Annotated in this window: 11 protein-coding genes, 3 tRNA genes, 3 rRNA genes and 5 pseudogenes; 11 read left to right on the forward strand and 11 right to left on the reverse strand. The window is 53.2% G+C overall.

Features of this window, described 5'->3' with window-relative positions; genetic code table 11:
* Positions 1-9 precede the first annotated feature (9 nt).
* On the forward strand, positions 10-9363 hold the full coding sequence (locus H3L92_RS00910; protein ID WP_115336267.1) for an Ig-like domain-containing protein: 9354 nt from the start codon (positions 10-12) through the stop codon (positions 9361-9363).
* Between the two features lie 107 nt (positions 9364-9470).
* On the opposite strand, the pseudogene H3L92_RS13685 reads toward H3L92_RS00910, so the two are convergent.
* The 5 pseudogenes from H3L92_RS13685 to H3L92_RS13550 all read right to left on the reverse strand — a co-directional run.
* A pseudogene (locus H3L92_RS13685) lies at positions 9471-9566 on the reverse strand (IS481 family transposase); the annotation flags it as partial.
* A gap of 17 nt (positions 9567-9583) precedes the next feature.
* A pseudogene (locus H3L92_RS00915) lies at positions 9584-9727 on the reverse strand (IS1595 family transposase); the annotation flags it as partial.
* 100 nt (positions 9728-9827) lie between these two features.
* Positions 9828-10799, reverse strand: a pseudogene (locus H3L92_RS00920) (IS5 family transposase).
* A 214-nt stretch (positions 10800-11013) separates the two neighbouring features.
* Positions 11014-11588, reverse strand: a pseudogene (locus tag H3L92_RS00925) (IS1595 family transposase); the annotation flags it as partial.
* 48 nt (positions 11589-11636) lie between these two features.
* A pseudogene (locus H3L92_RS13550) lies at positions 11637-12364 on the reverse strand (transposase family protein); the annotation flags it as partial.
* A gap of 408 nt (positions 12365-12772) precedes the next feature.
* Between H3L92_RS13550 and H3L92_RS00940 the strand changes: the two are divergent.
* The 10 genes from H3L92_RS00940 to H3L92_RS00985 all read left to right on the forward strand — a co-directional run bounded on the left by H3L92_RS00940 (position 12773) and on the right by H3L92_RS00985 (position 22334).
* Positions 12773-14313 (forward strand): 16S ribosomal RNA (locus tag H3L92_RS00940).
* 115 nt (positions 14314-14428) lie between these two features.
* Positions 14429-14505 (forward strand) — tRNA-Ile (locus H3L92_RS00945).
* A gap of 5 nt (positions 14506-14510) precedes the next feature.
* Positions 14511-14586, forward strand: a tRNA-Ala gene (locus H3L92_RS00950).
* Between the two features lie 353 nt (positions 14587-14939).
* Positions 14940-17823 (forward strand): 23S ribosomal RNA (locus H3L92_RS00955).
* A 148-nt stretch (positions 17824-17971) separates the two neighbouring features.
* A 5S ribosomal RNA gene (gene rrf / locus H3L92_RS00960) occupies positions 17972-18084 on the forward strand.
* Together the 16S, 23S and 5S rRNA genes with 2 tRNA genes alongside form the textbook arrangement of a ribosomal RNA operon.
* Positions 18085-18227: 143 nt before the next feature.
* Positions 18228-19081 (forward strand): IS630 family transposase gene (locus tag H3L92_RS00965; protein WP_115336200.1). Its coding sequence is split into 2 segments (ribosomal slippage): positions 18228-18543 and positions 18543-19081, totalling 855 coding nucleotides; the frame shifts between segments, so codons are not numbered across the junction.
* A gap of 116 nt (positions 19082-19197) precedes the next feature.
* Positions 19198-19497, forward strand: coding sequence for a ComEA family DNA-binding protein (locus H3L92_RS00970; protein ID WP_085366598.1), 300 nt, complete (start codon positions 19198-19200; stop codon positions 19495-19497).
* Between the two features lie 458 nt (positions 19498-19955).
* A tRNA-Met gene (locus H3L92_RS00975) sits at positions 19956-20032 on the forward strand.
* Positions 20033-20453: 421 nt separating this feature from the next.
* On the forward strand, positions 20454-21185 hold the full coding sequence (locus H3L92_RS00980; protein WP_085367207.1) for a LytR/AlgR family response regulator transcription factor: 732 nt from the start codon (positions 20454-20456) through the stop codon (positions 21183-21185).
* 144 nt (positions 21186-21329) lie between these two features.
* Positions 21330-22334, forward strand: a complete 1005-nt coding sequence (locus H3L92_RS00985) for an IS5 family transposase (protein WP_174222525.1) — start codon at positions 21330-21332, stop codon at positions 22332-22334.
* A 269-nt stretch (positions 22335-22603) separates the two neighbouring features.
* Here H3L92_RS00985 and H3L92_RS00990 read toward each other — a convergent pair whose 3' ends face one another.
* The 6 genes from H3L92_RS00990 to H3L92_RS01015 all read right to left on the reverse strand — a co-directional run bounded on the left by H3L92_RS00990 (position 22604) and on the right by H3L92_RS01015 (position 26414).
* The gene (locus H3L92_RS00990) at positions 22604-23092 is read right to left on the reverse strand and encodes a TlpA disulfide reductase family protein (RefSeq protein ID WP_085367121.1); all 489 of its coding nucleotides are present in this window, start codon (positions 23090-23092) and stop codon (positions 22604-22606) included.
* Positions 23089-23487, reverse strand: a complete 399-nt coding sequence (locus H3L92_RS00995; RefSeq protein ID WP_245945453.1) for an acyl-CoA thioesterase — start codon at positions 23485-23487, stop codon at positions 23089-23091. The genes H3L92_RS00990 and H3L92_RS00995 overlap by 4 nt, the downstream gene beginning before the upstream one ends.
* Before the next feature lie 20 nt (positions 23488-23507).
* On the reverse strand, positions 23508-23867 hold the full coding sequence (locus H3L92_RS01000; protein WP_085367123.1) for a VacJ: 360 nt from the start codon (positions 23865-23867) through the stop codon (positions 23508-23510).
* Positions 23868-24060: 193 nt separating this feature from the next.
* Complete coding sequence (gene rlmH, locus H3L92_RS01005; protein ID WP_085367124.1) at positions 24061-24531, reverse strand: 23S rRNA (pseudouridine(1915)-N(3))-methyltransferase RlmH; 471 nt, start codon at positions 24529-24531, stop codon at positions 24061-24063.
* Positions 24532-24849: 318 nt separating this feature from the next.
* A complete protein-coding gene (locus H3L92_RS01010) occupies positions 24850-25068 on the reverse strand; it encodes a SlyX family protein (protein ID WP_085367125.1) in 219 nt (72 codons plus the stop codon).
* Complete coding sequence (locus H3L92_RS01015) at positions 25068-26414, reverse strand: Na+/H+ antiporter family protein (RefSeq protein WP_085367126.1); 1347 nt, start codon at positions 26412-26414, stop codon at positions 25068-25070. Before H3L92_RS01015 ends, H3L92_RS01010 begins: the two co-directional genes overlap by 1 nt.
* Positions 26415-26581 lie beyond the last annotated feature (167 nt).

A 26581-nucleotide genomic window follows, 5' to 3' on the forward strand; every position in this document is an offset into this window, starting at 1 on the left:
GTGAATAAAATGTCTAAAAACATTACTTTAAATATCAACAATGCTCAAAAAACTTTGGAGACCGTAAAGTTTCAGACGGCCTCCGGCGAAGCATTGCGCATTCCCGCTCAGGCTGACGTCAATTATCAATTTATCGAAGATGCAACATCGTACGCACCTGAAAACATCATGACCAAGCGTGTGGGCGATGATTTGACCGTTGCCTTCGAAGGGTCGGATATTGCCAATCCCGACTTGATTTTAGAAGGTTACTATTCAAAAGAAACCGGCGCGTCCAAAGGCAGCCTGTTAATCGGCCAGCACGAAAACGGCAACACTTACCCCTATGTTCCGGAAAGCACGGAAACTTCAGATGCCGTTACCATGCTGGCGGAAGAGGTAACAGCCGGCCAAGCCTTGGGCGGTGAAATCATTACAGCCATGTGGATGCCCAATCCCTTATGGCTCTTGGGTTTGCTGCCGCTGGCAGGTTTGGCGGCGCTGGCAGGCGGCAGTGATGGCGGTTCGGATAATCCGGCACCGGTTATTACTGTTAACGCACCGGACAACACCACGGACAATACCCCCGAAATTACCGGTACCGTTAACAACGCAGAACCGGGCAGCGTAGTAACCGTTGTTTTGGTTGACAGCCAAGGAGTCAGCCAAACCGTTTCGGTAACCATCGGTGAAACCGGCGAATATTCAGTAGAGCCGGCCAATCCGCTGGCCGACGGCGTTTATACCGCTACGGCAACTGTTGAAACAGTATCCGGCAAGTCTGCCACCGCTACTGATCCCGGCAGCATCGATACAACCGCACAAATCACCGTTAACGCCCCTGATTTGACCAACGACAACACACCCACAATCAGCGGCACAGTAACCGATGTGGAAGAAGGTCAGGTTGTGACACTGGTTATTACCGGTTCAGACGGCCAAAGCCAAACCGTGACCGCTACCGTCAAAGCCGACGGCACTTACAGCGTAGACGTACCGAACGCACTGCTAGACGGTACATACACAGTAACGGCTACCGTTAAAGACAAATTGGGTAACGAGGGTCAGGCGAGTGACGACGGCTCTGTTGACACCGCCGCGCCGAGCATCAGCGTAGACGCGCCGGACAACAGCAGCGACAACACCCCGACCATCAGCGGCAAAACAGACGCTCCCGCCGGTTCGGTGGTAACCGTTGTGGTAACCGGTTCAGACGGCCAAAGCCAAACCGTTACTGCTACCGTCAAAGCCGACGGCACTTACAGCGTAGACGTACCCAACGTACTGCCCGACGGCAGCTACACAGCCGAAGCCTCGGTGAAAGACCCGGCCGGCAACGAAGCGGCGGCCAAAGACGACGGCTCCGTTGACACCGCCGCCGCCATCACCGTAGACGCACCGGCGCTGACCAACGACAACACCCCAACCATTACCGGCACCACCACCGATGTGGAAGAAGGCCAGGTAGTAACCGTTGTGGTGACCGACAGCCAGGGTAACACCCAAACCGTGACCACCACCGTCAAAGCCGACGGCAGCTACAGCGTAGACGTACCCAACGCACTGCCCGACGGCAGCTACACAGCCGAAGCCTCGGTGAAAGACCCGGCCGGCAACGAAGCGGCTGCCAAAGACGACGGCTCCGTTGACACCGCCGCCGCCATCACCGTAGACGCACCGGCGCTGACCAACGACAACACCCCGACCATTACCGGCACCACCACCGATGTGGAAGAAGGCCAGGTAGTAACCGTTGTGGTGACCGACAGCCAGGGTAACACCCAAACCGTGACCACCACCGTCAAAGCCGACGGCAGCTACAGCGTAGACGTACCGAACGCACTGCCCGACGGCAACTACGGCGTTACCGCCACCGTCAGCGACAAAGCCGGCAACAGCGCGACCGCCGAAGACAAAGAAGGCAACGTGGTAGACACCACCGCCCCGAGCATCAGCGTAGACGCGCCCGACAACAGCAGCGACAACACCCCGACCATCAGCGGCAAAACAGACGCGCCCGAAGGTTCGGTGGTAACCGTTGTGGTAACCGGTTCAGACGGCCAAAGCCAAACCGTTACTGCTACCGTCAAAGCCGACGGCACTTACAGCGTAGACGTACCCAACGCACTGCCCGACGGCAGCTACACAGCCGAAGCCTCGGTGAAAGACCCGGCCGGCAACGAAGCGGTGGCCAAAGACGACGGCTCCGTTGACACCGCCGCGCCGAGCATTACCGTAGACGTACCCGACGTCACCAACGACACCACCCCGACCATCACCGGCACCACAGATGCGCCCGCAGGTTCGGTGGTAACCGTTGTGATCACCGACGGCGAAGGCAATACCCAAACCGTGACCACTACCGTTAACGGCGACGGCACTTACAGCGTAGAAGTACCGAACGCACTGCCCGAAGGTCCGGTAACCGTAGAAGCCACCGTAAAAGATCCGTCAGGCAACGAAGGCAAAGCGACCGACAAAGGCGAAGTGGACACCACCGCGCCGAGCATCAGCGTAGACGCGCCGGACAACAGCAGCGACAACACCCCGACCATCAGCGGCAAAACAGACGCTCCCGCCGGTTCGGTGGTAACCGTTGTGGTAACCGGTTCAGACGGCCAAAGCCAAACCGTTACTGCTACCGTCAAAGCCGACGGCACTTACAGCGTAGACGTACCCAACGTACTGCCCGACGGCAGCTACACAGCCGAAGCCTCGGTGAAAGACCCGGCCGGCAACGAAGCGGCGGCCAAAGACGACGGCTCCGTTGACACCGCCGCCGCCATCACCGTAGACGCACCGGCGCTGACCAACGACAACACCCCAACCATTACCGGCACCACCACCGATGTGGAAGAAGGCCAGGTAGTAACCGTTGTGGTGACCGACAGCCAGGGTAACACCCAAACCGTGACCACCACCGTCAAAGCCGACGGCAGCTACAGCGTAGACGTACCGAACGCACTGCCCGACGGCAACTACGGCGTTACCGCCACCGTCAGCGACAAAGCCGGCAACAGCGCGACCGCCGAAGACAAAGAAGGCAACGTGGTGGATACCACTGCCCCGTCTATCAGCGTAGACGCGCCCGACAAAAGCAGCGACAACACCCCGACCATCAGCGGCAAAACAGACGCCCCCGAAGGTTCGGTGGTAACCGTTGTGGTAACCGGTTCAGACGGCCAAACACAAACCGTTACTGCTACCGTCAAAGCCGACGGCACTTACAGCGTAGACGTACCCAACGCACTGCCCGACGGCAGCTACACAGCCGAAGCCTCGGTGAAAGACCCGGCCGGCAACGAAGCGGCTGCCAAAGACGACGGCTCCGTTGACACCGCCGCCGCCATCACCGTAGACGCACCGGCGCTGACCAACGACAACACCCCGACCATTACCGGCACCACCACCGATGTGGAAGAAGGCCAGGTAGTAACCGTTGTGGTGACCGACAGCCAGGGTAACACCCAAACCGTGACCACCACCGTCAAAGCCGACGGCAGCTACAGCGTAGACGTACCGAACGCACTGCCCGACGGCAACTACGGCGTTACCGCCACCGTCAGCGACAAAGCCGGCAACAGCGCGACCGCCGAAGACAAAGAAGGCAACGTGGTAGACACCACCGCCCCGAGCATCAGCGTAGACGCGCCCGACAACAGCAGCGACAACACCCCGACCATCAGCGGCAAAACAGACGCGCCCGAAGGTTCGGTGGTCACCGTTGTGGTAACCGGTTCAGACGGCCAAAGCCAAACCGTTACTGCTACCGTCAAAGCCGACGGCACTTACAGCGTAGACGTACCCAACGCACTGCCCGACGGCAGCTACACAGCCGAAGCCTCGGTGAAAGACCCGGCCGGCAACGAAGCGGTGGCCAAAGACGACGGCTCCGTTGACACCGCCGCGCCGAGCATTACCGTAGACGTACCCGACGTCACCAACGACACCACCCCGACCATCACCGGCACCACAGATGCGCCCGCAGGTTCGGTGGTAACCGTTGTGATCACCGACGGCGAAGGCAATACCCAAACCGTGACCACTACCGTTAACGGCGACGGCACTTACAGCGTAGAAGTACCGAACGCACTGCCCGAAGGTCCGGTAACCGTAGAAGCCACCGTAAAAGATCCGTCAGGCAACGAAGGCAAAGCGACCGACAAAGGCGAAGTGGACACCACCGCGCCGAGCATCAGCGTAGACGCGCCGGACAACAGCAGCGACAACACCCCGACCATCAGCGGCAAAACAGACGCCCCCGCCGGTTCGGTGGTAACCGTTGTGGTAACCGGTTCAGACGGCCAAAGCCAAACCGTTACTGCTACCGTCAAAGCCGACGGCACTTACAGCGTAGACGTACCCAACGCACTGCCCGACGGCAGCTACACGGCCGAAGCCTCGGTGAAAGACCCGGCCGGCAACGAAGCGGCGGCCAAAGACGACGGCTCCGTTGACACCGCCGCCGCCATCACCGTAGACGCACCGGCGCTGACCAACGACAACACCCCGACCATTACCGGCACCACCACCGATGTGGAAGAAGGCCAGGTAGTAACCGTTGTGGTGACCGACAGCCAGGGTAACACCCAAACCGTGACCACCACCGTCAAAGCCGACGGCAGCTACAGCGTAGACGTACCGAACGCACTGCCCGACGGCAACTACGGCGTTACCGCCACCGTCAGCGACAAAGCCGGCAACAGCGCGACCGCCGAAGACAAAGAAGGCAACGTGGTAGACACCACCGCCCCGAGCATCAGCGTAGACGCGCCCGACAACAGCAGCGACAACACCCCGACCATCAGCGGCAAAACAGACGCGCCCGAAGGTTCGGTGGTCACCGTTGTGGTAACCGGTTCAGACGGCCAAAGCCAAACCGTTACTGCTACCGTCAAAGCCGACGGCACTTACAGCGTAGACGTACCCAACGCACTGCCCGACGGCAGCTACACAGCCGAAGCCTCGGTGAAAGACCCGGCCGGCAACGAAGCGGTGGCCAAAGACGACGGCTCCGTTGACACCGCCGCGCCGAGCATTACCGTAGACGTACCCGACGTCACCAACGACACCACCCCGACCATCACCGGCACCACAGATGCGCCCGCAGGTTCGGTGGTAACCGTTGTGATCACCGACGGCGAAGGCAATACCCAAACCGTGACCACTACCGTTAACGGCGACGGCACTTACAGCGTAGAAGTACCGAACGCACTGCCCGAAGGTCCGGTAACCGTAGAAGCCACCGTAAAAGATCCGTCAGGCAACGAAGGCAAAGCGACCGACAAAGGCGAAGTGGACACCACCGCGCCGAGCATCAGCGTAGACGCGCCGGACAACAGCAGCGACAACACCCCGACCATCAGCGGCAAAACAGACGCTCCCGCCGGTTCGGTGGTAACCGTTGTGGTAACCGGTTCAGACGGCCAAAGCCAAACCGTTACTGCTACCGTCAAAGCCGACGGCACTTACAGCGTAGACGTACCCAACGTACTGCCCGACGGCAGCTACACAGCCGAAGCCTCGGTGAAAGACCCGGCCGGCAACGAAGCGGCGGCCAAAGACGACGGCTCCGTTGACACCGCCGCCGCCATCACCGTAGACGCACCGGCGCTGACCAACGACAACACCCCAACCATTACCGGCACCACCACCGATGTGGAAGAAGGCCAGGTAGTAACCGTTGTGGTGACCGACAGCCAGGGTAACACCCAAACCGTGACCACCACCGTCAAAGCCGACGGCAGCTACAGCGTAGACGTACCGAACGCACTGCCCGACGGCAACTACGGCGTTACCGCCACCGTCAGCGACAAAGCCGGCAACAGCGCGACCGCCGAAGACAAAGAAGGCAACGTGGTGGATACCACTGCCCCGTCTATCAGCGTAGACGCGCCCGACAAAAGCAGCGACAACACCCCGACCATCAGCGGCAAAACAGACGCCCCCGAAGGTTCGGTGGTAACCGTTGTGGTAACCGGTTCAGACGGCCAAACACAAACCGTTACTGCTACCGTCAAAGCCGACGGCACTTACAGCGTAGACGTACCCAACGCACTGCCGGACGGCAGCTACACAGCCGAAGCCTCGGTGAAAGACCCGGCCGGCAACGAAGCGGCTGCCAAAGACGACGGCTCCGTTGACACCGCCGCCGCCATCACCGTAGACGCACCGGCGCTGACCAACGACAACACCCCGACCATTACCGGCACCACCACCGATGTGGAAGAAGGCCAGGTAGTAACCGTTGTGGTGACCGACAGCCAGGGTAACACCCAAACCGTGACCACCACCGTCAAAGCCGACGGCAGCTACAGCGTAGACGTACCGAACGCACTGCCCGACGGCAACTACGGCGTTACCGCCACCGTCAGCGACAAAGCCGGCAACAGCGCGACCGCCGAAGACAAAGAAGGCAACGTGGTAGACACCACCGCCCCGAGCATCAGCGTAGACGCGCCCGACAACAGCAGCGACAACACCCCGACCATCAGCGGCAAAACAGACGCTCCCGCCGGTTCGGTGGTAACCGTTGTGGTAACCGGTTCAGACGGCCAAACACAAACCGTTACTGCTACCGTCAAAGCCGACGGCACTTACAGCGTAGACGTACCCAACGCACTGCCGGACGGCAGCTACACAGCCGAAGCCTCGGTGAAAGACCCGGCCGGCAACGAAGCGGTGGCCAAAGACGACGGCTCCGTTGACACCGCCGCGCCGAGCATTACCGTAGACGTACCCGACGTCACCAACGACACCACCCCGACCATCACCGGCACCACAGATGCGCCCGCAGGTTCGGTGGTAACCGTTGTGATCACCGACGGCGAAGGCAATACCCAAACCGTGACCACTACCGTTAACGGCGACGGCACTTACAGCGTAGAAGTACCGAACGCACTGCCCGAAGGTCCGGTAACCGTAGAAGCCACCGTAAAAGATCCGTCAGGCAACGAAGGCAAAGCGACCGACAAAGGCGAAGTGGACACCACCGCGCCGAGCATCAGCGTAGACGCGCCGGACAACAGCAGCGACAACACCCCGACCATCAGCGGCAAAACAGACGCCCCCGCCGGTTCGGTGGTAACCGTTGTGGTAACCGGTTCAGACGGCCAAAGCCAAACCGTTACTGCTACCGTCAAAGCCGACGGCACTTACAGCGTAGACGTACCCAACGCACTGCCCGACGGCAGCTACACAGCCGAAGCTTCGGTGAAAGATCCGGCCGGTAACGAAGCAGCTGCTAAGGATCCAGGCTCTGTGGATACTGTTGTTCCGACCGTGAAAGCGCAAGACCAACAAGTTGCAGAAGCCAGTAATGCGAAAGTTAGCGGTATTATCAAAGTAGGGGATGCAGGTGGTGTAGCTTCGATTACTGTAGCCGGTAAAGATGTAACCTCCGCAACCTCGACAACACCGGTTGTGATTAACACCGCCAAAGGCCAGTTGGTGATTAACGGTTACGATGCTGTCAAAGGTGAAGTAACTTATACCTACACCGAAAACGGTACGCGCAAAGACCACAGCAAGGGTGATGATTCCGTAATCGATAACTTTATTGTTGCGGTGAAGGATAAAGCCGGTAATACCGCCATGGACAGCTTGGATATCAAGATAACCGATACCGCTCCTGTTGCTGTGGACGATGTGAACAGCATTGGAGAAAAAGGTACATCGGTGAGCGGCAGCGTGTTGGCCAACGACACGACCGGCGCGGATATTCCGGTAACGGTAACTTCCGGTGAACAAAACGGTAACTATGGCAAGCTGGTATTGGGTGACGACGGTAAATATACATACCATCTCGACGGCAATAATGAAACCGTAAAAGCCTTGAACAGCGGTGAGAAGCTGGTTGATACCTTTACCTATACCGTGAAGGATGCCGACGGCGACACTTCAACGGCCACTCTCAGCATTACCATTAACGGTGTAGATAGCGACAAAATCACAATCGGCACCAACGAGCCGAATACCGATATTAAAGGCGGTGGCGGCAATGATGTACTGATCGGTGATGCAGGCGGCACGCAAACTATTATCACCAAAGGAACAGACTATAATGTTGCCATTCTGTTTGATATCTCAAACAGCATGAAAACGTATAAAACCGAGAGCGGTATGTCTTACCTGAATATGGCTAAAGCTTCCCTGCTGAAACTGGCAGGAGAGTTGGCGGCGCACGACGGCGATGTGAATGTCAGCCTGATTGTGTTCAACCAAACGGCCAAACAAGTGGTTGATATCCGCGATTTGAACGAGAGCAATGTAGATTCGTTGTTGAGAGGCATCATCGTCCAAGATAGCCAAGCCGGTGGTGTTACCAACTACGATGATGCGTTCAAAGATACGGCAGCATGGTTTAACAAAGTGTCAGGCAACGGTTACACCAACGTAACTTACTTCCTGACCGACGGACAACCTACAGCCTATGGTGACGACGGCCGCAGCGGCGATCTCCGCTATCTCGGTTACGTTACACAGAATGCAGTCAATGCCGGCTTGAACAGCTTCAAAGCATTGAGCGCAGTATCTGACGTACATGCAATCGGCTTTAAGCAAGGCGTAGAGCAAACCACTTTGAAATATTTCGACACCACAACCCAATCAGGCAATCTGACTGAAGAAAGTAATGTTGTCGACACTTTCTACTCTTACGGAAGAGAGCGAGTGGTTTACCAAGGAACGGCAGGCGAAGCCGCTATCGTGAATTCGCCCGACGAGTTGGATGCCGCCTTGAAGAAAGGTTCGTCAACCACAGTAGTGGAAGGCGTATCAAACGATACCCTGGCTGGCGGGGAAGGCAACGACATCTTGTTCGGCGACTCCATCAATACCGACCATTTGTCTTGGACAAACAGCGCAACCGGATCAGTTTACAAAGCCGGCAGCCACGACGGTATGGGTTCGCAAGCACTGAACGAATTCATCAAATGGAGTGAAAACGGAGGTGTTGCGGCAACCGACCAGCAAAAAGTCGATTATGTTCAAAAACATTGGGCAGAATTGCTGGACAACCGTTCCGACGGCGGTAACGATACTTTAAACGGCGGTGCCGGTGACGACATCCTGTTCGGAGGCGCCGGTGACGACAGCCTGACCGGCGGAGAAGATGCGGATAAGTTTGTATTCTTGGCCAACAGCAACAGCGGCAAAGACCAAATCCTTGACTTTCAGGCCGGTAGCGACAAAGTTGTATTTGCCGATTTGGTAGGTCCCGAGCAGCTTCAAGGCGCGGTATGGAACGACCAAACCCACACCCTGAGCTTTACCGGTGTAGGCAAGGATGGCGCCACTTACCAAAACAGCATCACGTTCTCCGGCATCTCTTCGGGCGAAACCCTGAACAGCATTCTGGAAAAACATGTTGAATTTATCGGCTGATTAAACAGTTGGTAAAAAAAGGCCCTGTCGTAAGGCAGGGCCTTTTCTCGTAATAATGCCAGATAATTTTTGCAGATGGCCTTAGATGTTGGAAATAACCGTGTTGTTTACACAATAAGTTGGGAAAAATAGGTCTGTAACACCTCGAAAGGCGTTTTCCCTTTCAGACAGCTATGCGGTTTGACCGTATTGTAATAATTAAGGAGCTAAGGAAGCAAAATTAGCCCAAGGGTTGATTTCGCAGTATTTTAAGCAAGACTTTATACAGATCATCATGCCTGTGATTGAAGCGAAATTCGGTTTTCTTTAAGTGTAAATAAAAAGTCTGAGACCTTTGCGAAATACCAGCTACTCCATCCAAACGGTTACCTGAACAATCAAGGTAACCGTTTTTGCATTTTCAGACGTGTTTCTCGTCCATATTTCCCTCAATTAGCCCCTTTATCGGGGTGTCCATTGCCTTTTCAGGCAGCAGCAGGCACACGAAGCCTGTTGGCTGCCTTTAGCAGGTTCAGGCACACCGCTTTCAAATGGCTTTGCGCCAGCACTTTCCGTAAGCCAAAATAACGCGCTCTTTTACAGCCGAACTTCCGGTGCAGCGTACCGAAGGTTTGCTCGACCACATAACGCACTTTCGACAGCTGCGTATTGCGCTGTTTCTCATGCTCCGTTAAAGGTTTGCCCCGGTGTGCCTTACGCATAATGCCGTCGGATAGCTGTTTGCTTTGCAGATGTTCCCGGTTGGCTTTACTGTCATACCCTTTATCGGCATAGACGGTTGTTCCGGGTGCGATGCCGTCCAACAGCGGTTCGAAATGGTTGCATTCATGGGCGTTGGCCGGAGTGATGTGCAGTTTCTCGATATAGCCTTCTGAATCGGTGCGGGTGTGTTGTTTGTAGCCCAAGGTGAATTTGCCCTCTTTCTTCACCCAGCGCGCATCCTTGTCTTTGCTGGGCAAGGTTTCGGCGGTGATGCCGTTTTCATCGGTTTCGATAGCCTGACGCTGTTTGCCTCCGGCAGTTTGGATGATGGTGGCGTCAATTACTGCCGCCGGGGCTTTCTCTATTTTTAAGCCTTTTTGGGTCAGCTGGCAGTTAATCAGTTCGAGAAGCCGGGCTAAGGTGTCATCCTGTGCCAGCCAATTGCGGAAACGGCAGAGGGTGCTGTGGTCAGGTAAGGAGACCTCATCAAACCCGCAGAAGAAGTAGAAATCCAGACGGGTGGCTAAACAGCGTTCCAATTCCGGATCGGAAAGGCTGTGTCATTGGCCGAGCAATACGGCTTTGAGCATGGGCAGTAGCGGATAGGCGGGGCGACCGCGGTGGTCGCGGATGTAACGGGTCTTTTGCCGGTTGAGAAGTTGTTCGATGGGCTGCCAATCGAGTAGCTGGTTAATTTTGAGCAACGGGTAGCTGTCGATATGTTTGCTCATCATTATAGTGAATTCAAATAAAAACTCCGAAATGAAATAACTGCATTCAAACTTGCAATTGGGCGATATGCTAAAGAATCGTTTTACCCTACTTCGGCATTCTTATTTTAATCCACTATATTTGGGCTTGTTGGTGGAAAAAGCTGTTCATAAAAAACTCCTCTGAATTCTTTAGGAGAATTTAGAGGAGTTTTGGTTTTTTTGCAAAGGTCTCAGTCTGTTTCGATACACTGTTAAATTTAACCAAGCGGTTTTTGGCATAACCCCAAAACGACTCGATGCCGTTAATGTATTGCGCACCCCGGGCGAACTCGTCTGCACCATGATGTACCCGGAAGTGCTTTTCATAGCCCATATCGACCAAACCGTGATAGCCGCGCCAGCCGTCGGTATTGATGACACTTTCAACAGCAACCCGCCCTCGAATAACCTGTTGCAGTGTAGCTTTCGAGGTATCCGGCACGATTTCGGTATAGACTTTGTCGTCCCGTTTTAAGATGCCGAAAACAATGGTTTTGCCTCCCGCTCCTCGCCCGCGTTTACCGCGAATGCGTTTGGAGCCGAAGTAGGATTCGTCCAGTTCGACCACACCGGCAAAGGGAGTTTGCCGTTCACATTCAGCGGCCATACGGCAACGCAGTTTGAGAAACAGATTATTGACACTTCGGGTACTGATGCCGGTGAGTCTGGCGGTATCGGAAGCGGTCAAATCAAGTGCGAAAAGCGCAGGATTTGGCGGAATTTTGATTCGGTAATTTTACTGAACTTTTGGTACTTGTTTTTAATAGACATATCAGAAGCTTAGCATCATTTTTGCTGATTTTGCTTCCTAAGTCCCTAATTAACAAAACGGCATAGCTCCTTTTGCAGGTGTTCCGAATCCTTAAACCGCCCCTTATCGTGTCACATCTCCATCAGCGTGCGGATTACCCACTCCGCCTTACCGTTGGTTTGCGGGCGGGCAGCACGGGTAAACTTCTGTCCGATATTGTTCACATAACAGGCGATGCCGAACGGGTAGTTGGCACTACCTTTGTACTCAACCCCATTATTGGGATAAACATACTCTATCGTATACGGACAGCAGTCAACCACATCGCGCAGCAGAAACTTGGCGGTGCTGACTGCGGTACGGTCCGGTAAAATAGCTACATACAATTCACACAATTCGCACGATAAATCATCAATGACAACAAACAGATAATCCCGCTGATTGGTTGCTTTTTGGTTTTGTAGTAATGGCAGTCGTTTGGTATCGACATGCACCTTTTGCCGGGATGAGACTTGTTGTAGCGCTTGGTTTTTTCTTGAGTTTTTCTCGATTTTCCGCTCTACCTTGGACAAACGCTTCATACCGTATTTGGCCTGTTTGAAACGGTTGTTGGTACTCTTCGTGCGAGGCGAGCAGTTACAACCGGTTGGTTTTCAATATGTGGTAAATGGTGACTCTGCTGATGTTGTATTGTTTGGCTGGTGAAGTCACACTGATTTTGTTTGTCTTGGATATTAAGCGCGCCAAATGGCTGGGCGGTTATGCGGATCGAGTAGGGTGTTTTATGGATGTTCATATAGTATTGTCCTTTGAATACTGTAAACAACGCTAGCTTTTCCTACACACAATAATCTGTCGTGTAAAGAATGTAATGATTTCTACAAAGATGTTCAACTTTTAGGGAGTGTTTCAGTGATTTCAGGCGGCTTAATGTTTGTGTTGAATTAAATATTGTTGTGAAACAGTCGGTTGTTGTTTTTGTTGTGGGATTTTTCGGTTTTTGTGTTGACTGTTTTGTTGTTGGTTGTGTATAGTTCGCCTTCTTCGCTGCTTCGGCGGCAGGAAACGCTCTTTAACAACACAGATTACCGATAAGTGTGAGTGCCTTAGTGCCTCACACTGCGACAAAAAACAGACAAGATGTAGATATATCTATTCTTTGTCGGTTTCTTTGAAGCAGACCAGAAGTTAAAAGTTAGAGATTGAACATAAGAGTTTGATCCTGGCTCAGATTGAACGCTGGCGGCATGCTTTACACATGCAAGTCGGACGGCAGCACAGAGAAGCTTGCTTCTTGGGTGGCGAGTGGCGAACGGGTGAGTAACGCATCGGAACGTACCGAGTAGTGGGGGATAACTGTCCGAAAGGATGGCTAATACCGCATACGCTTTGAGAAGGAAAGCGGGGGCTCTTCGGACCTCGCGCTATTCGAGCGGCCGATGTCTGATTAGCTGGTTGGTGGGGTAAAGGCCTACCAAGGCGACGATCAGTAGCGGGTCTGAGAGGATGATCCGCCACACTGGGACTGAGACACGGCCCAGACTCCTACGGGAGGCAGCAGTGGGGAATTTTGGACAATGGGGGCAACCCTGATCCAGCCATGCCGCGTGTCTGAAGAAGGCCTTCGGGTTGTAAAGGACTTTTGTCAGGGAAGAAAAGCTTCGGGTTAATACCCCGGGGTGATGACGGTACCTGAAGAATAAGCACCGGCTAACTACGTGCCAGCAGCCGCGGTAATACGTAGGGTGCGAGCGTTAATCGGAATTACTGGGCGTAAAGCGGGCGCAGACGGTTACTTAAGCAGGATGTGAAATCCCCGGGCTTAACCTGGGAACTGCGTTCTGAACTGGGTGACTAGAGTATGTCAGAGGGGGGTAGAATTCCACGTGTAGCAGTGAAATGCGTAGAGATGTGGAGGAATACCGATGGCGAAGGCAGCCCCCTGGGATAATACTGACGTTCATGCCCGAAAGCGTGGGTAGCAAACAGGATTAGATACCCTGGTAGTCCACGCCCTAAACGATGTCAATTAGCTGTTGGGGTACTTGATACCTTAGTAGCGTAGCTAACGCGTGAAATTGACCGCCTGGGGAGTACGGTCGCAAGATTAAAACTCAAAGGAATTGACGGGGACCCGCACAAGCGGTGGATGATGTGGATTAATTCGATGCAACGCGAAGAACCTTACCTGGTCTTGACATGTACGGAACCCTCCAGAGACGGAGGGGTGCCTTCGGGAGCCGTAACACAGGTGCTGCATGGCTGTCGTCAGCTCGTGTCGTGAGATGTTGGGTTAAGTCCCGCAACGAGCGCAACCCTTGTCATTAGTTGCCATCATTTGGTTGGGCACTCTAATGAGACTGCCGGTGACAAGCCGGAGGAAGGTGGGGATGACGTCAAGTCCTCATGGCCCTTATGACCAGGGCTTCACACGTCATACAATGGTCGGTACAGAGGGTAGCCAAGCCGCGAGGCGGAGCCAATCCCAAAAAACCGATCGTAGTCCGGATTGCACTCTGCAACTCGAGTGCATGAAGTCGGAATCGCTAGTAATCGCAGGTCAGCATACTGCGGTGAATACGTTCCCGGGTCTTGTACACACCGCCCGTCACACCATGGGAGTGGGGGATACCAGAAGTAGGTAGGCTAACCGCAAGGAGGCCGCTTACCACGGTATGCTTCATGACTGGGGTGAAGTCGTAACAAGGTAGCCGTAGGGGAACCTGCGGCTGGATCACCTCCTTTCTAGAGAAAAGAAGGGGTGCTTGGGCATTCACACTTATCGGTAAACTGTGAGACGAAGATGCGGGCAAGGGTTTCGGATGGCGGATGGAGACATTTGTTGTTCGAGGCACGACCTGGGTTTGTAGCTCAGCTGGTTAGAGCACACGCTTGATAAGCGTGGGGTCGGAGGTTCAAGTCCTCCCAGACCCACCAAGATTGGGGGCATAGCTCAGTTGGTAGAGCACCTGCTTTGCAAGCAGGGGGTCATCGGTTCGATCCCGTTTGCCTCCACCAAAAAACGCTGCAAATGAAAGCGAATTGAAGAGTTTGCTTTGATTTGCGCCGTTAGGAATAAAGCATTCCGAATAACGCATCGATCTTTAACAAATTGGAAAGCCGAAATCAACAAACAAAGACAATGTTGGTCGGATTGGGAAGCGTCAAAGCGCGGCCCGCAGGCGGTTGAAGCCGTCTGAAAAGAATCCGGCCACAGTATTTGGGTGATGATTGTATCGACCGTATCCTGAAAGACAAAAGGCGGGATACGGTACACAACAAAGCAGTAAGCTTTATCAGATTAGGGAATCTAAGCTAGCCGGCTAGTCAACGGTTGGGTTAGCGAAGTCAGAAGGTTCTTCAAATGATAGAGTCAAGTGAATAAGTGCATCAGGTGGATGCCTTGGCGATGATAGGCGACGAAGGACGTGTAAGCCTGCGAAAAGCGCGGGGGAGCCGGCAATAAAGCAATGATCCCGCGATGTCCGAATGGGGAAACCCACCGTATTCTGTACGGTATCCTTATCTGAATACATAGGATAAGAGAAGCGAACCCGGAGAACTGAACCATCTAAGTACCCGGAGGAAAAGAAATCAACCGAGATTCCGCAAGTAGTGGCGAGCGAACGCGGAGGAGCCTGTATACGATAGCCGTTGGGATAGAAGAACAAGCTGGAAAGCTTGGCCATAGTGGGTGATAGCCCCGTATTCGAAATCCGAATGGTGGTACTAGGTATACGACAAGTAGGGCGGGACACGAGAAATCCTGTCTGAAGATGGGGGGACCATCCTCCAAGGCTAAATACTCATCATCGACCGATAGTGAACCAGTACCGTGAGGGAAAGGCGAAAAGAACCCCGGGAGGGGAGTGAAAGAGAACCTGAAACCTGATGCATACAAACAGTGGGAGCCCTAAGGGGTGACTGCGTACCTTTTGTATAATGGGTCAACGACTTACATTCAGTAGCGAGCTTAACCGGATAGGGGAGGCGTAGGGAAACCGAGTCTTAATAGGGCGACAAGTTGCTGGGTGTAGACCCGAAACCGAGTGATCTATCCATGGCCAGGATGAAGGTGCCGTAACAGGTACTGGAGGTCCGAACCCACGCATGTTGCAAAATGCGGGGATGAGCTGTGGATAGGGGTGAAAGGCTAAACAAACTCGGAGATAGCTGGTTCTCCCCGAAAACTATTTAGGTAGTGCCTCATGTATCACTTCCGGGGGTAAAGCACTGTTATGGCTAGGGGGTCATTGCGACTTACCAACCCATGGCAAACTAAGAATACCGGAAAGTGCAATCATGGGAGACAGACAGCGGGTGCTAACGTCCGTTGTCGAGAGGGAAACAACCCAGACCGCCAGCTAAGGTCCCCAATGACAGATTAAGTGGTAAACGAAGTGGGAAGGCCCAGACAGCCAGGATGTTGGCTTAGAAGCAGCCATCATTTAAAGAAAGCGTAATAGCTCACTGGTCGAGTCGTCCTGCGCGGAAGATGTAACGGGGCTCAAATCTGTAACCGAAGCTGCGGATGCGCTTGGCGCATGGTAGGGGAGCGTTCTGTAGGCCGTAGAAGGTGTGTTGTAAAGCATGCTGGAGGTATCAGAAGTGCGAATGTTGACATGAGTAGCGATAAAGCGGGTGAAAAGCCCGCTCGCCGAAAGCCCAAGGTTTCCTACGCAACGTTCATCGGCGTAGGGTGAGTCGGCCCCTAAGGCGAGGCAGAAATGCGTAGTCGATGGGAAACGGGTTAATATTCCCGTACTTTGATTCAATGCGATGTGGGGACGGAGAAGGTTAGGTTAGCAAACTGTTGGAATAGTTTGTTTAAGCCGGTAGGTGGAGTGTTTAGGCAAATCCGGACGCTCATAACACCGAGAAGTGACGACGAGTATCTACGGATACGAAGTAACCGATACCACGCTTCCAGGAAAAGCCACTAAGCTTCAGTTGGATCAGAACCGTACCGCAAACCGACACAGGTGGGCAGGATGAGAATTCTAAGGCGCTTGAGAGAACTCGGGAGAAGGAACTCGGCAAATTGATACCGTAACTTCGGGAGAAGGTATGCCCTTCGATGTTAAGCCCTTGCGGTGTAAGCATTGGAGGGTCGCAGAGAATCGGTGGCTGCGACTGTTTATTAAAAACACAGCACTCTGCTAACACGAAAGTGGACGTATAGGGTGTGACGCCTGCCCGGTGCTGGAAGGTTAATTGAAGATGTTAGCGCATCGGATCGAAGCCCCAGTAAACGGCGGCCGTAACTATAACGGTCCTAAGGTAGCGAAATTCCTTGTCGGGTAAGTTCCGACCCGCACGAATGGCGTAACGATGGCCACACTGTCTCCTCTCGAGACTCAGCGAAGTTGAAATGGTTGTGAAGATGCAATCTCCCCGCTGCTAGACGGAAAGACCCCGTGAACCTTTACTGTAGCTTTGCATTGGACTTTGAAGGCACTTGTGTAGGATAGGTGGGAGGCTGAGAAGCAGAGACGCTAGTCTTTGCGGAGCCGTCCTTGAAATACCACCCTGGTGTCTTTGAGGTTCTAACCCAGGTCCGTGATCCGGATCGGGGACCGTGCATGGTAGGCAGTTTGACTGGGGCGGTCTCCTCCCAAAGCGTAACGGAGGAGTTCGAAGGTTACCTAGGTCCGGTCGGAAATCGGACTGATAGTGCAATGGCAAAAGGTAGCTTAACTGCGAGACCGACAAGTCGAGCAGGTGCGAAAGCAGGACATAGTGATCCGGTGGTTCTGTATGGAAGGGCCATCGCTCAACGGATAAAAGGTACTCCGGGGATAACAGGCTGATTCCGCCCAAGAGTTCATATCGACGGCGGAGTTTGGCACCTCGATGTCGGCTCATCACATCCTGGGGCTGTAGTCGGTCCCAAGGGTATGGCTGTTCGCCATTTAAAGTGGTACGTGAGCTGGGTTTAAAACGTCGTGAGACAGTTTGGTCCCTATCTGCAGTGGGCGTTGGAAGTTTGACGGGGGCTGCTCCTAGTACGAGAGGACCGGAGTGGACGAACCTCTGGTGTACCGGTTGTGACGCCAGTCGCATCGCCGGGTAGCTAAGTTCGGAAGAGATAAGCGCTGAAAGCATCTAAGCGCGAAACTCGCCTGAAGATGAGACTTCCCTTGCGGTTTAACCGCACTGAAGAGTCGTTCGAGACCAGGACGTTGATAGGTGGGGTGTGGAAGCGCGGTAACGCGTGAAGCTAACCCATACTAATTGCTCGTGAGGCTTGACTCTATCATTTGAAGGACTTTGGACGGAAACGTAAACAAAGCATCAAAGAGAAAGCTTACTGATGAAGATACTTCGTCACCGAAAAGTTGATTAAAGAATAAATAAGCGGAGCAAAAGCTCCGTAACGGCTTACCGATTTGTACAGTTTAAGTCTGGCGGCCATAGCGGGTTGGTCCCACGCCTTCCCATCCCGAACAGGACCGTGAAACGACCCAGCGCCGATGATAGTGTGGATACCCATGTGAAAGTAGGTCACTGCCAGACACCCATTCAGAGCCCCCGGTACGGAAGTATCGGGGGCTTGTTCCATGGGAAGTGTTGCCGGGCGGCGACAACGGTTACCATAGTTATTATAGTGAATTAAAATAAGAATTCCGAACTTTACTCCCCCTTACCAGCAGAAAAAAATGGCCTACCCGATAGAACTCCGACAAAAAGCAATCGAATATTACCGGCAATGCCAAAATGCAAGCCAAGTCTGCCGTGTATATGGTATCAGCGACAAAACGCTGAGCAGTTGGCTGCGACTCTATGAACAAACAGGTTCACTGGCGCATCAAGTCAAAGGTGGTAATGCCACAAAAATAGACAGGCAACAGCTTTCAGACTATCTCGAACAGCATCCTGATGCCTACCTGCACGAAATCGCAGAACATTTAGGGTGCAGCGCCCCAAATGTCAGCTACCTGCTCAAAGTCATGGGCATCACACGAAAAAAAAGACCACCACATACAAAGAACAAAAACCCGAACAAGTAGCCGCTTATCAACAAGCATTGAGCCAATATACTGACTATCAAGCAGTTTTTCTTGATGAAACAGGGTTCGACACCTTTTTTTACCGCCCTTACGCTTACTCGAAAAAAGGCGTACCCGTCAAAGCACAAATCAGCGGCAGAAAATACCAACGTATTTCATTGGTTGCGGCACAAATCCAAGGTAAAGGCAGCCTGATTGCCCCCATGACCTATTGCGGCACCATGGACGGCAGCCTGTTCGAAGCATGGTTTGAGCAAATGCTGCTGCCCGAACTGACGGAGAAATCCGTCATCATTATGGACAATGCCCGTTTCCACCGTATGGCGGTTTTGACTGAAATGGCGCAGAAGCAGGGACATAAAGTATTGCCCCTTGCTCCTTATTCACCCGAGCTTAATCCGATTGAAAAGGTATGGGCGAATATTAAAAAGCATTTACGGAAAGTTTTACCTGCCGTGGGAGATTTTATGACTGCACTGCTACGTAGTTCTTATTTTAATTGACTATAATTGAGGGGGTGGAAGTGTTTGAAAAGCGGCAGTCATCGCTTATGATAGACGGCGTGCCGGAAAAGACCGGCACGGTTTAGAGACATTCATTACGGAGGAAAAGCATGAAACTGAAACATTATCTCTTCGGTGCCCTGGCGGCACTGGCGGCACCGCTGCTGCTGGCGGCGGTGAACATCAACACCGCGACGGCGGAGGAGCTGAAGGCGCTGCCGGGGATAGGGCCGTCGAAGGCGGCGGCGATCGTGGCGTACCGTGAGCAGAACGGGCCGTTCAAGAGCGTGGACGATTTGCAGAACGTGAAGGGGATAGGCGCGGGGATACTGGCGAAGCTGCGTGAGGAGGCGACGGTGGGGGCCGGGGCGGCGAAGAAGGCGCAGCCCGCGGTGAAAAAACCGGCCGGTAAGTAGTGAAGCTGCCGGCAGGCTGTGCAGGGCAAGTATAGTGAATTCAAATAAAAACTCCGAAATGAAATAACTGCATTCAAACTTGCAATTGGGCGATATGCTAAAGAATCGTTTTACCCTACTTCGGCATTCTTATTTTAATCCACTATAGATGCAAAGGCCGTCTGAAATGAATCTATTTCAGACGGCCTAATTGCAGGGCTGGTTTCTTGAATATCGTGTTGTGCTATTCGGCAGGTGTTGTGGCAGCCGTATGCTTATGCAGCCGGTACCAGCCGGTTAAACGGTATAGGCAGCCTGCGGCTTGCTGCCTTGTATTGAAGTAATCAAATCCGCTATACTTTTTAAATTATACTTTTTCAATTTTAGGTGAAGTAGATAATTAGAAAGAGGTATTTTGAAAGCCTGATTAAAACGGTTGACACAGTTTTGATAGTTTTATATAATTTTAAATCTAATGACGCGGGGTGGAGCAGCATGGTAGCTCGTCGGGCTCATAACCCGAAGGTCGTAGGTTCGAATCCTGCCCCCGCAACCAAATATTAAAAACCGCCTAATAAAAGGCGGTTTTTTTATGCCTTTGATACCTTCCGTTGTATTAAGTTTACAAAATTATGAAGTTTGTTACATTTGTCATAGAATTTAAATTTCTTTTTTTATAGCTTTTTCTTTTGTTTTTTTTGTTTGATTTTTGCGTTTGTTTCATTATTCTTGTTTTTTGTAGAAAAAAATTTCATTTATTTGTTTATTTTGATGTAATGTTCGGTTCGTAATGCGTGGTTGCTCTTTGTTTTTTAATGATTAATATTGATATAAGCTATTGTTCAGGATACGATATGCCCTTATCCGTTCAGTTTGGAAATGCCTGTATCGCAGGTTGGTAACTGATTTGACAGCAGAGTGCTTGTTATTGTTTGAAATTGAACATTTTGATTGATTAACCAACAGAATGACAGAATATGCTGAGTGCCATTATTGTTGAAGATGAAGTATTGGCGGCAGAGCGTTTGCGGGTTCTGCTGGAAGAGTGCAATGTTGTTTTGCTGAAGATTTTCCATCACGCCCAGCCCGCTTTGGATTGGTTGAGTATCCATGAGGTGGATATTGTATTCGCCGATATCGGCCTGCCGGAGATTACCGGGTTGGATTTTGTCGAGCGCATTAAGCGGGTGGCGAAGAAGCAGCCGGAAATTATTTTTACGACGGCATACGAAGAGCATGCTTTGCGCGCTTTCGAGCTTGCGGCTGCGGATTATCTGCTTAAGCCGATTAAAGTTTCGCGTTTGCAGACGGCGTTGGAGCGGCTGAATGAGAAGCACCGCGAAAAGGCCGATGATTTTACGCACTTCAAAGTGTTCAACCGTAACCGTATGGTTGAGATTCCGTGGCAGCAGGTGCGTTATTTGTTGGCCGAGCATAAAACGGTGTTTTTGTTTACCGGCGACGGCCAGAGTTATGAGTTGCCGAAAACATTGGTTTATTGGGAAGAATTGCTGGGGGAGAAGGTTATCCGCATCCACCGTAATGCTTTGGTATTCCGCCATACGTTGGATTGCTTGATCCGCTTGGATAACGGCGAGGAAGACGATAATAATGCCACTTGGGGCGCCCGTATTTTGGACGTGGAGAAACCTTTGGCCGTGAGCCGTCGGCAATTGGCTGCTATCCGCAAGATTTTGCGGGAAGGGTAAAGCTGAGTTTTTTTGATACGTTATCTGTTTTGTGTCGAAGAATTTTACCGGTAACGGTATATTTTGCTAATGAAAGAGGCCGAGACCTTTGCAAAAAAACCAAAACTCCTCTAAATTCTCCTAAAGAATTCAGAGGAGTTTTTTATGAACAGCTTTTTCCACCAACAAGCCCAAATAATGATGAGCAAACATATCGACAGCTACCCGTTGCTCAAAATTAACCAGCTACTCGATTGGCAGCCCATCGAACAACTTCTCAACCGGCAAAAGACCCGTTACATCCGCGACCACCGCGGTCGCCCCGCCTATCCGCTACTGCCCATGCTCAAAGCCGTATTGCTCGGCCAATGGCACAGCCTTTCCGATCCGGAATTGGAACGCTGTTTAGCCACCCGTCTGGATTTCTACTTCTTCTGCGGGTTTGATGAGGTCTCCTTACCTGACCACAGCACCCTCTGCCGTTTCCGCAATTGGCTGGCACAGGATGACACCTTAGCCCGGCTTCTCGAACTGATTAACTGCCAGCTGACCCAAAAAGGCTTAAAAATAGAGAAAGCCCCGGCGGCAGTAATTGACGCCACCATCATCCAAACTGCCGGAGGCAAACAGCGTCAGGCTATCGAAACCGATGAAAACGGCATCACCGCCGAAACCTTGCCCAGCAAAGATAAGGATGCGCGCTGGGTGAAGAAAGAGGGCAAATTCACCTTGGGCTACAAACAACACACCCGCACCGATTCAGAAGGCTATATCGAGAAACTGCACATCACTCCGGCCAACGCCCATGAATGCAACCATTTCGAACCGCTGTTGGACGGCATCGCACCCGGAACAACCGTCTATGCCGATAAAGGGTATGACAGTAAAGCCAACCGGGAACATCTGCAAAGCAAACAGCTATCCGACGGCATTATGCGTAAGGCACACCGGGGCAAACCTTTAACGGAGCATGAGAAACAGCGCAATACGCAGCTGTCGAAAGTGCGTTATGTGGTCGAGCAAACCTTCGGTACGCTGCACCGGAAGTTCGGCTGTAAAAGAGCGCGTTATTTTGGCTTACGGAAAGTGCTGGCGCAAAGCCATTTGAAAGCGGTGTGCCTGAACCTGCTAAAGGCAGCCAACAGGCTTCGTGTGCCTGCTGCTGCCTGAAAAGGCAATGGACACCCCGATAAAGGGGCTAATTGAGGGAAATATGGACGAGAAACACGTCTGAAAATGCAAAAACGGTTACCTTGATTGTTCAGGTAACCGTTTGGATGGAGTAGCTGGTATTTCGCAAAGAGGCCGTCTGAAATGTTTCAGACGGCCTCTTTGCGGTTGGGTGGTTTGGGAGAGGTTTTTGTCAAATTCAAGTATTGCGCGGGCGCGTTAGAAGCCGATATGGTTTGAAAAAACTTCGGATTGTGTAATGTTTCAGCTTATTTCGCCAGCTCTCGATCGATTTCCTGATAGAGCTTGGCGAAATCCGGTTCGCCGGCAAAGGTTTTCAGCAGTTCGCCTTTTTTATTGACGAAAAACGAAGTGGGGGCGACTTTTACGCCGAAGGCTTTGCCGGTTTTGCCGTCGGCATCATACATGACGGTAAACGGCAGTTGGCGGTCGGCGGCATAGTTTTTAACGCTTTCCAACGGATCGTAGGGCAGGGAAATGGCGATGATTTGGAAATCTTTGCCGTGGTAGTCTTTGGCGGTTTGAATCAGCTTGGGCATTTCGCTGACACAGCCGGGGCAGGAGGGGTACCAAAAGTTAATCAGGGTAACTTTGCCCTGCAAGTCGGCATTGCTGACGGTTTTGCCGTTTAAGTCGGGTAGGGAAAAGGTGGTGGCGGGTTGGTTTTTCGGCCACAGCACGAAGGCAAGCAGGGCGGCGACAATGAGCGCGGCGGCGGCGGTGAGGATTTTTTTCATGATTCGGCGTATGTGTGTTCGGTTAAAAAGGTGAGCAGTTCGGCAGGCAGGTCGGTGCTGAGGCCGTTGGCGGCGCTGACGGGAACCAGCGTGATGTCGGCTTCGGCGGCGGTTTTGCCGGTGTCGTTGCGGCGGATAGTTTGGCGGAGCATAACTTGGCGGGGTTCGGCAGACTGGATACGGGTGGCGATATCCAGCGTTTGGCCTTCTTGTGCGGCACGCAGGTAGCGGATGTCGATGCGGGCAACCACCATCATGATGCCGTCGAGCAGGCGCAGCAGGTTGTGCTGTTCGAAAAAAGCCCAGCGCGCTTCTTCGAGAAATTCGAGATAGCGCGCGTTGTTGACGTGGCCGTAGCCGTCGAGGTGGTAACTGCGTATGCGTATGCGGGTCATGCGAAAGGCCGTCTGAAAACTTAATTCAGGGTGATGGGCTGGAAGATTTCGCGGCCGAGCGGTTCTTGTTCCAAATCGGTCAATACGGTGGAAAGTTGGATGTCGAACCATTCGTTGAAGATGTCGGGATCCAAATCGGGCCACAGGCTTTCGTCTTCGCACCAGTCGGCCAGCTCGGCGGCGAAAAGCTGTTCGTAGCGGCTTTCGATTTCGTCCCACACTTCGTCGGCGGTTTCGCAGGGGCGTACGAGATAGGAATTGGAATCGGCCTGCAAGTCTTCGAGGCGGATGTCTTCGGGGCTTTCGGGCAGTGATTGCAGCCAGTTCCAAAACGGCTCGAGGGGAATCAGGAAAAATACGCTGCGGTTAACTTCATACATGGCTGTGCTCCTGCAAATAGATGGGGGGAATGATATAGCAAAGGGGGGTGAAAATCTATAACGGCTCGGGCATCAGCCTGTGCGAATCTGCCGTTGGCGGCATATTTTGCGTGGCTGCTGTTGTGTTGCAAGCGGTGTAAAAATTTTCGGCCGTCTGAAAATGTTTTCAGACGGCCTCGGGTTGTGTGCCTGTTTATTCGCGGTGATAGGGGTGGTTGTGCAGAATCGATACGGCGCGGTAGAGCTGCTCGGTGAGCAGCACGCGCACCATGCCGTGCGGTAGGGTAAGGCTGGACAGGCGCATCATCAGGCGCGCCTGTTGCTTGAGCCGGTCGGTCATGCCGTCGGCACCGCCGATAACGAAACAGACGTGCTCGCCGTTGCGCTGCCAGTTTTCCAAATGGCCGGCCAGCTCTACCGATGTGGGGGCTTTGCCGCGCTCGTCGAGCACCACTAAAAATGCGCCGGCGGGGATGGCTTCGAGTATGCGTTTTTCTTCTGCGGCCATGCCTTGGGCGGCATTCACGCCGGCGCCGCGCTTTTCGGGTTTGATTTCTTTTAAGGTGTAGCAAACGTCGCGCCCGAAACGCTTGGCGTATTCGTTGACGGCCTCATCGACCCAGCGCGGCATTTTGGTGCCGACGGCCAAAACGGTGATGTTCATGGTGGATAATCTTTCTGCCCGGCAAAATCTTGTTTGGTTGCGGTTGGCTTGATGGGTGATGTTTTCAGACGGCCTTGATAAGCGTAATGGCGGCGGATACCAAACAGGCCGAGACCTTTGCAAAATTCTTTGGGGCCGTCTGAAACATCCGGTTATCGTCATTCCCGCGCAGGCGGGAATCCAGCCTTAAAATCATCAAGTATTTTATTTCAATAACTTATGAAAAACGACTGGATTCCCGCCTGCGCGGGAATGACGGAATACAAACGTTTTCAAGTTAAAATTGGTTTTTTGCAAAGGTCTCGGCCTGTCGGCAGATTAATAATGCGGCGGGATTTCGTCTGCCGGATTGTATGCGGCATCGTTGCCTTCGCCTCCCTTTTCTTGCAGGCGCCGGTAGAGCAGCCTGAGCTGTCCCTGCTGCAAATCCAACGCTTGCTGCATCTTGGCGACGGTGTTGCTGAGGCTGTCGATTAAATCGGCCTGCAACGCGGTTTGGATTTCCAGTTCGGTGATGCGGTTTTCGAGGTTTTGCATCACAACACCATAGCGGCAATCCAGCCCGACACCATCAGCGGCAGGTTGTAGTGTAGAAAAGTGGGGATAACCGTGTCGCGCATGTGGTCGTGCTGGCCGTCCACATTCAAACCGGCGGTGGGGCCGAGCGTGGAGTCGGAGGCGGGCGAACCGGCATCGCCCAGCGCGCCTGCGGTGCCTATAATCGCCAGCGTTGCCATCGGTGAGAAGCCCATGCCCACGCACAGCGGCACATAAATCGCAGTGATAATCGGCAGGGTGGAAAACGAGCTGCCGATGCCCATGGTTACCAGCAGCCCCACCAGCAGCATCACAAAAGCGGCCATGCCTTTGCTGCCGGCAAACATATCGGCCGAGGCTTTCACCAGCGGCTCAATCTGGCCGGTAGCCTTCATCACTTCGGCGAAACCCTGTGCGGCAATCATAATAAAGCCGATCATCGCCATCATTTTCACGCCGTTGTTAAACACGGCATCGGCTTCGCCCCAGCGCACCACGCCGGCGGCCATAAACACGGCAAAGCCGACCATCGCGCCCAGCAGCAGCGAATCGGCCCATAATTGCACGGCAAACGACACCACAATCGCCGCCAACGCCACCCAGCTGCGGTAGGCAGACATTTTCGGCTGCACCATCGCCTGATGGTTGGCCGCCACATCGGCAGAAGTATTTTGATAGGCGCGCGGACGGCGGTAGCTGAAAAACACCGCAATCAGCAGGCCGGCCACCATGCCCAAAGCGGGAATGGTCATGGCGTGAATCACGTTTACGTTATCCACGTTCAGACCCGATTTGTTGATGTTGCCCACCAAAATCTGTTTCAAGAAAATTTCGCCGAAGCCGTAGGGCAGCCACATATAGGTGGTAACCAGGCCGAACGTCATCACGCAGGCAAGCAGGCGGCGGTCGATCTGCATACGGTTGAACACCAACAGCAGCGGCGGAATAATCAACGGAATAAAGGCGATATGAATCGGAATCAGGTTTTGGCTCATGATGCTCATCGCCAAAAGAGCCAGCAGCAGCCCCCATTTGATGCTGCCGATGCGGCCGGGCACATTGTCGCGCACATGGTTGGCATCCAAACGGCGGATAACCGCATTGGCCAGCGTTTGCGGCAAGCCCGAGTGGGCGATGGCCACGGCGAACGCGCCGAGCATGGCATACGAAAGCGCAATCTGCGCGCCGTTGGCCAGGCCGGTTTGAAACACTTTCATGGTTTCCGCCAAGCCCAATCCGGCCATCAGGCCGCCGGCCAGCGCGCCCAGCAGCAGGCTCAACACCACATGCACGCGCGCAAGCGACAGCGCGAGCATCACAAAAACCGCAATCACCACGGCATTCATATCTGTTTCTCCACAAAATAACGGCGGCACAGCCGCATCAACATAAATTTCCAACCGGCGGGATTTTACCTGCGAGTTGAAAGGTTTACAAATTTTAAAGTCTTGTAAAACGCGGTGTGCCGCCGATGCGGTGCGGGATAAAACGGTTGTTGCCGGTAAAGTGCCTG

The sequence above is a fragment of the Neisseria dentiae genome, assembly GCF_014055005.1.
Taxonomy (GTDB): domain Bacteria; phylum Pseudomonadota; class Gammaproteobacteria; order Burkholderiales; family Neisseriaceae; genus Neisseria; species Neisseria dentiae.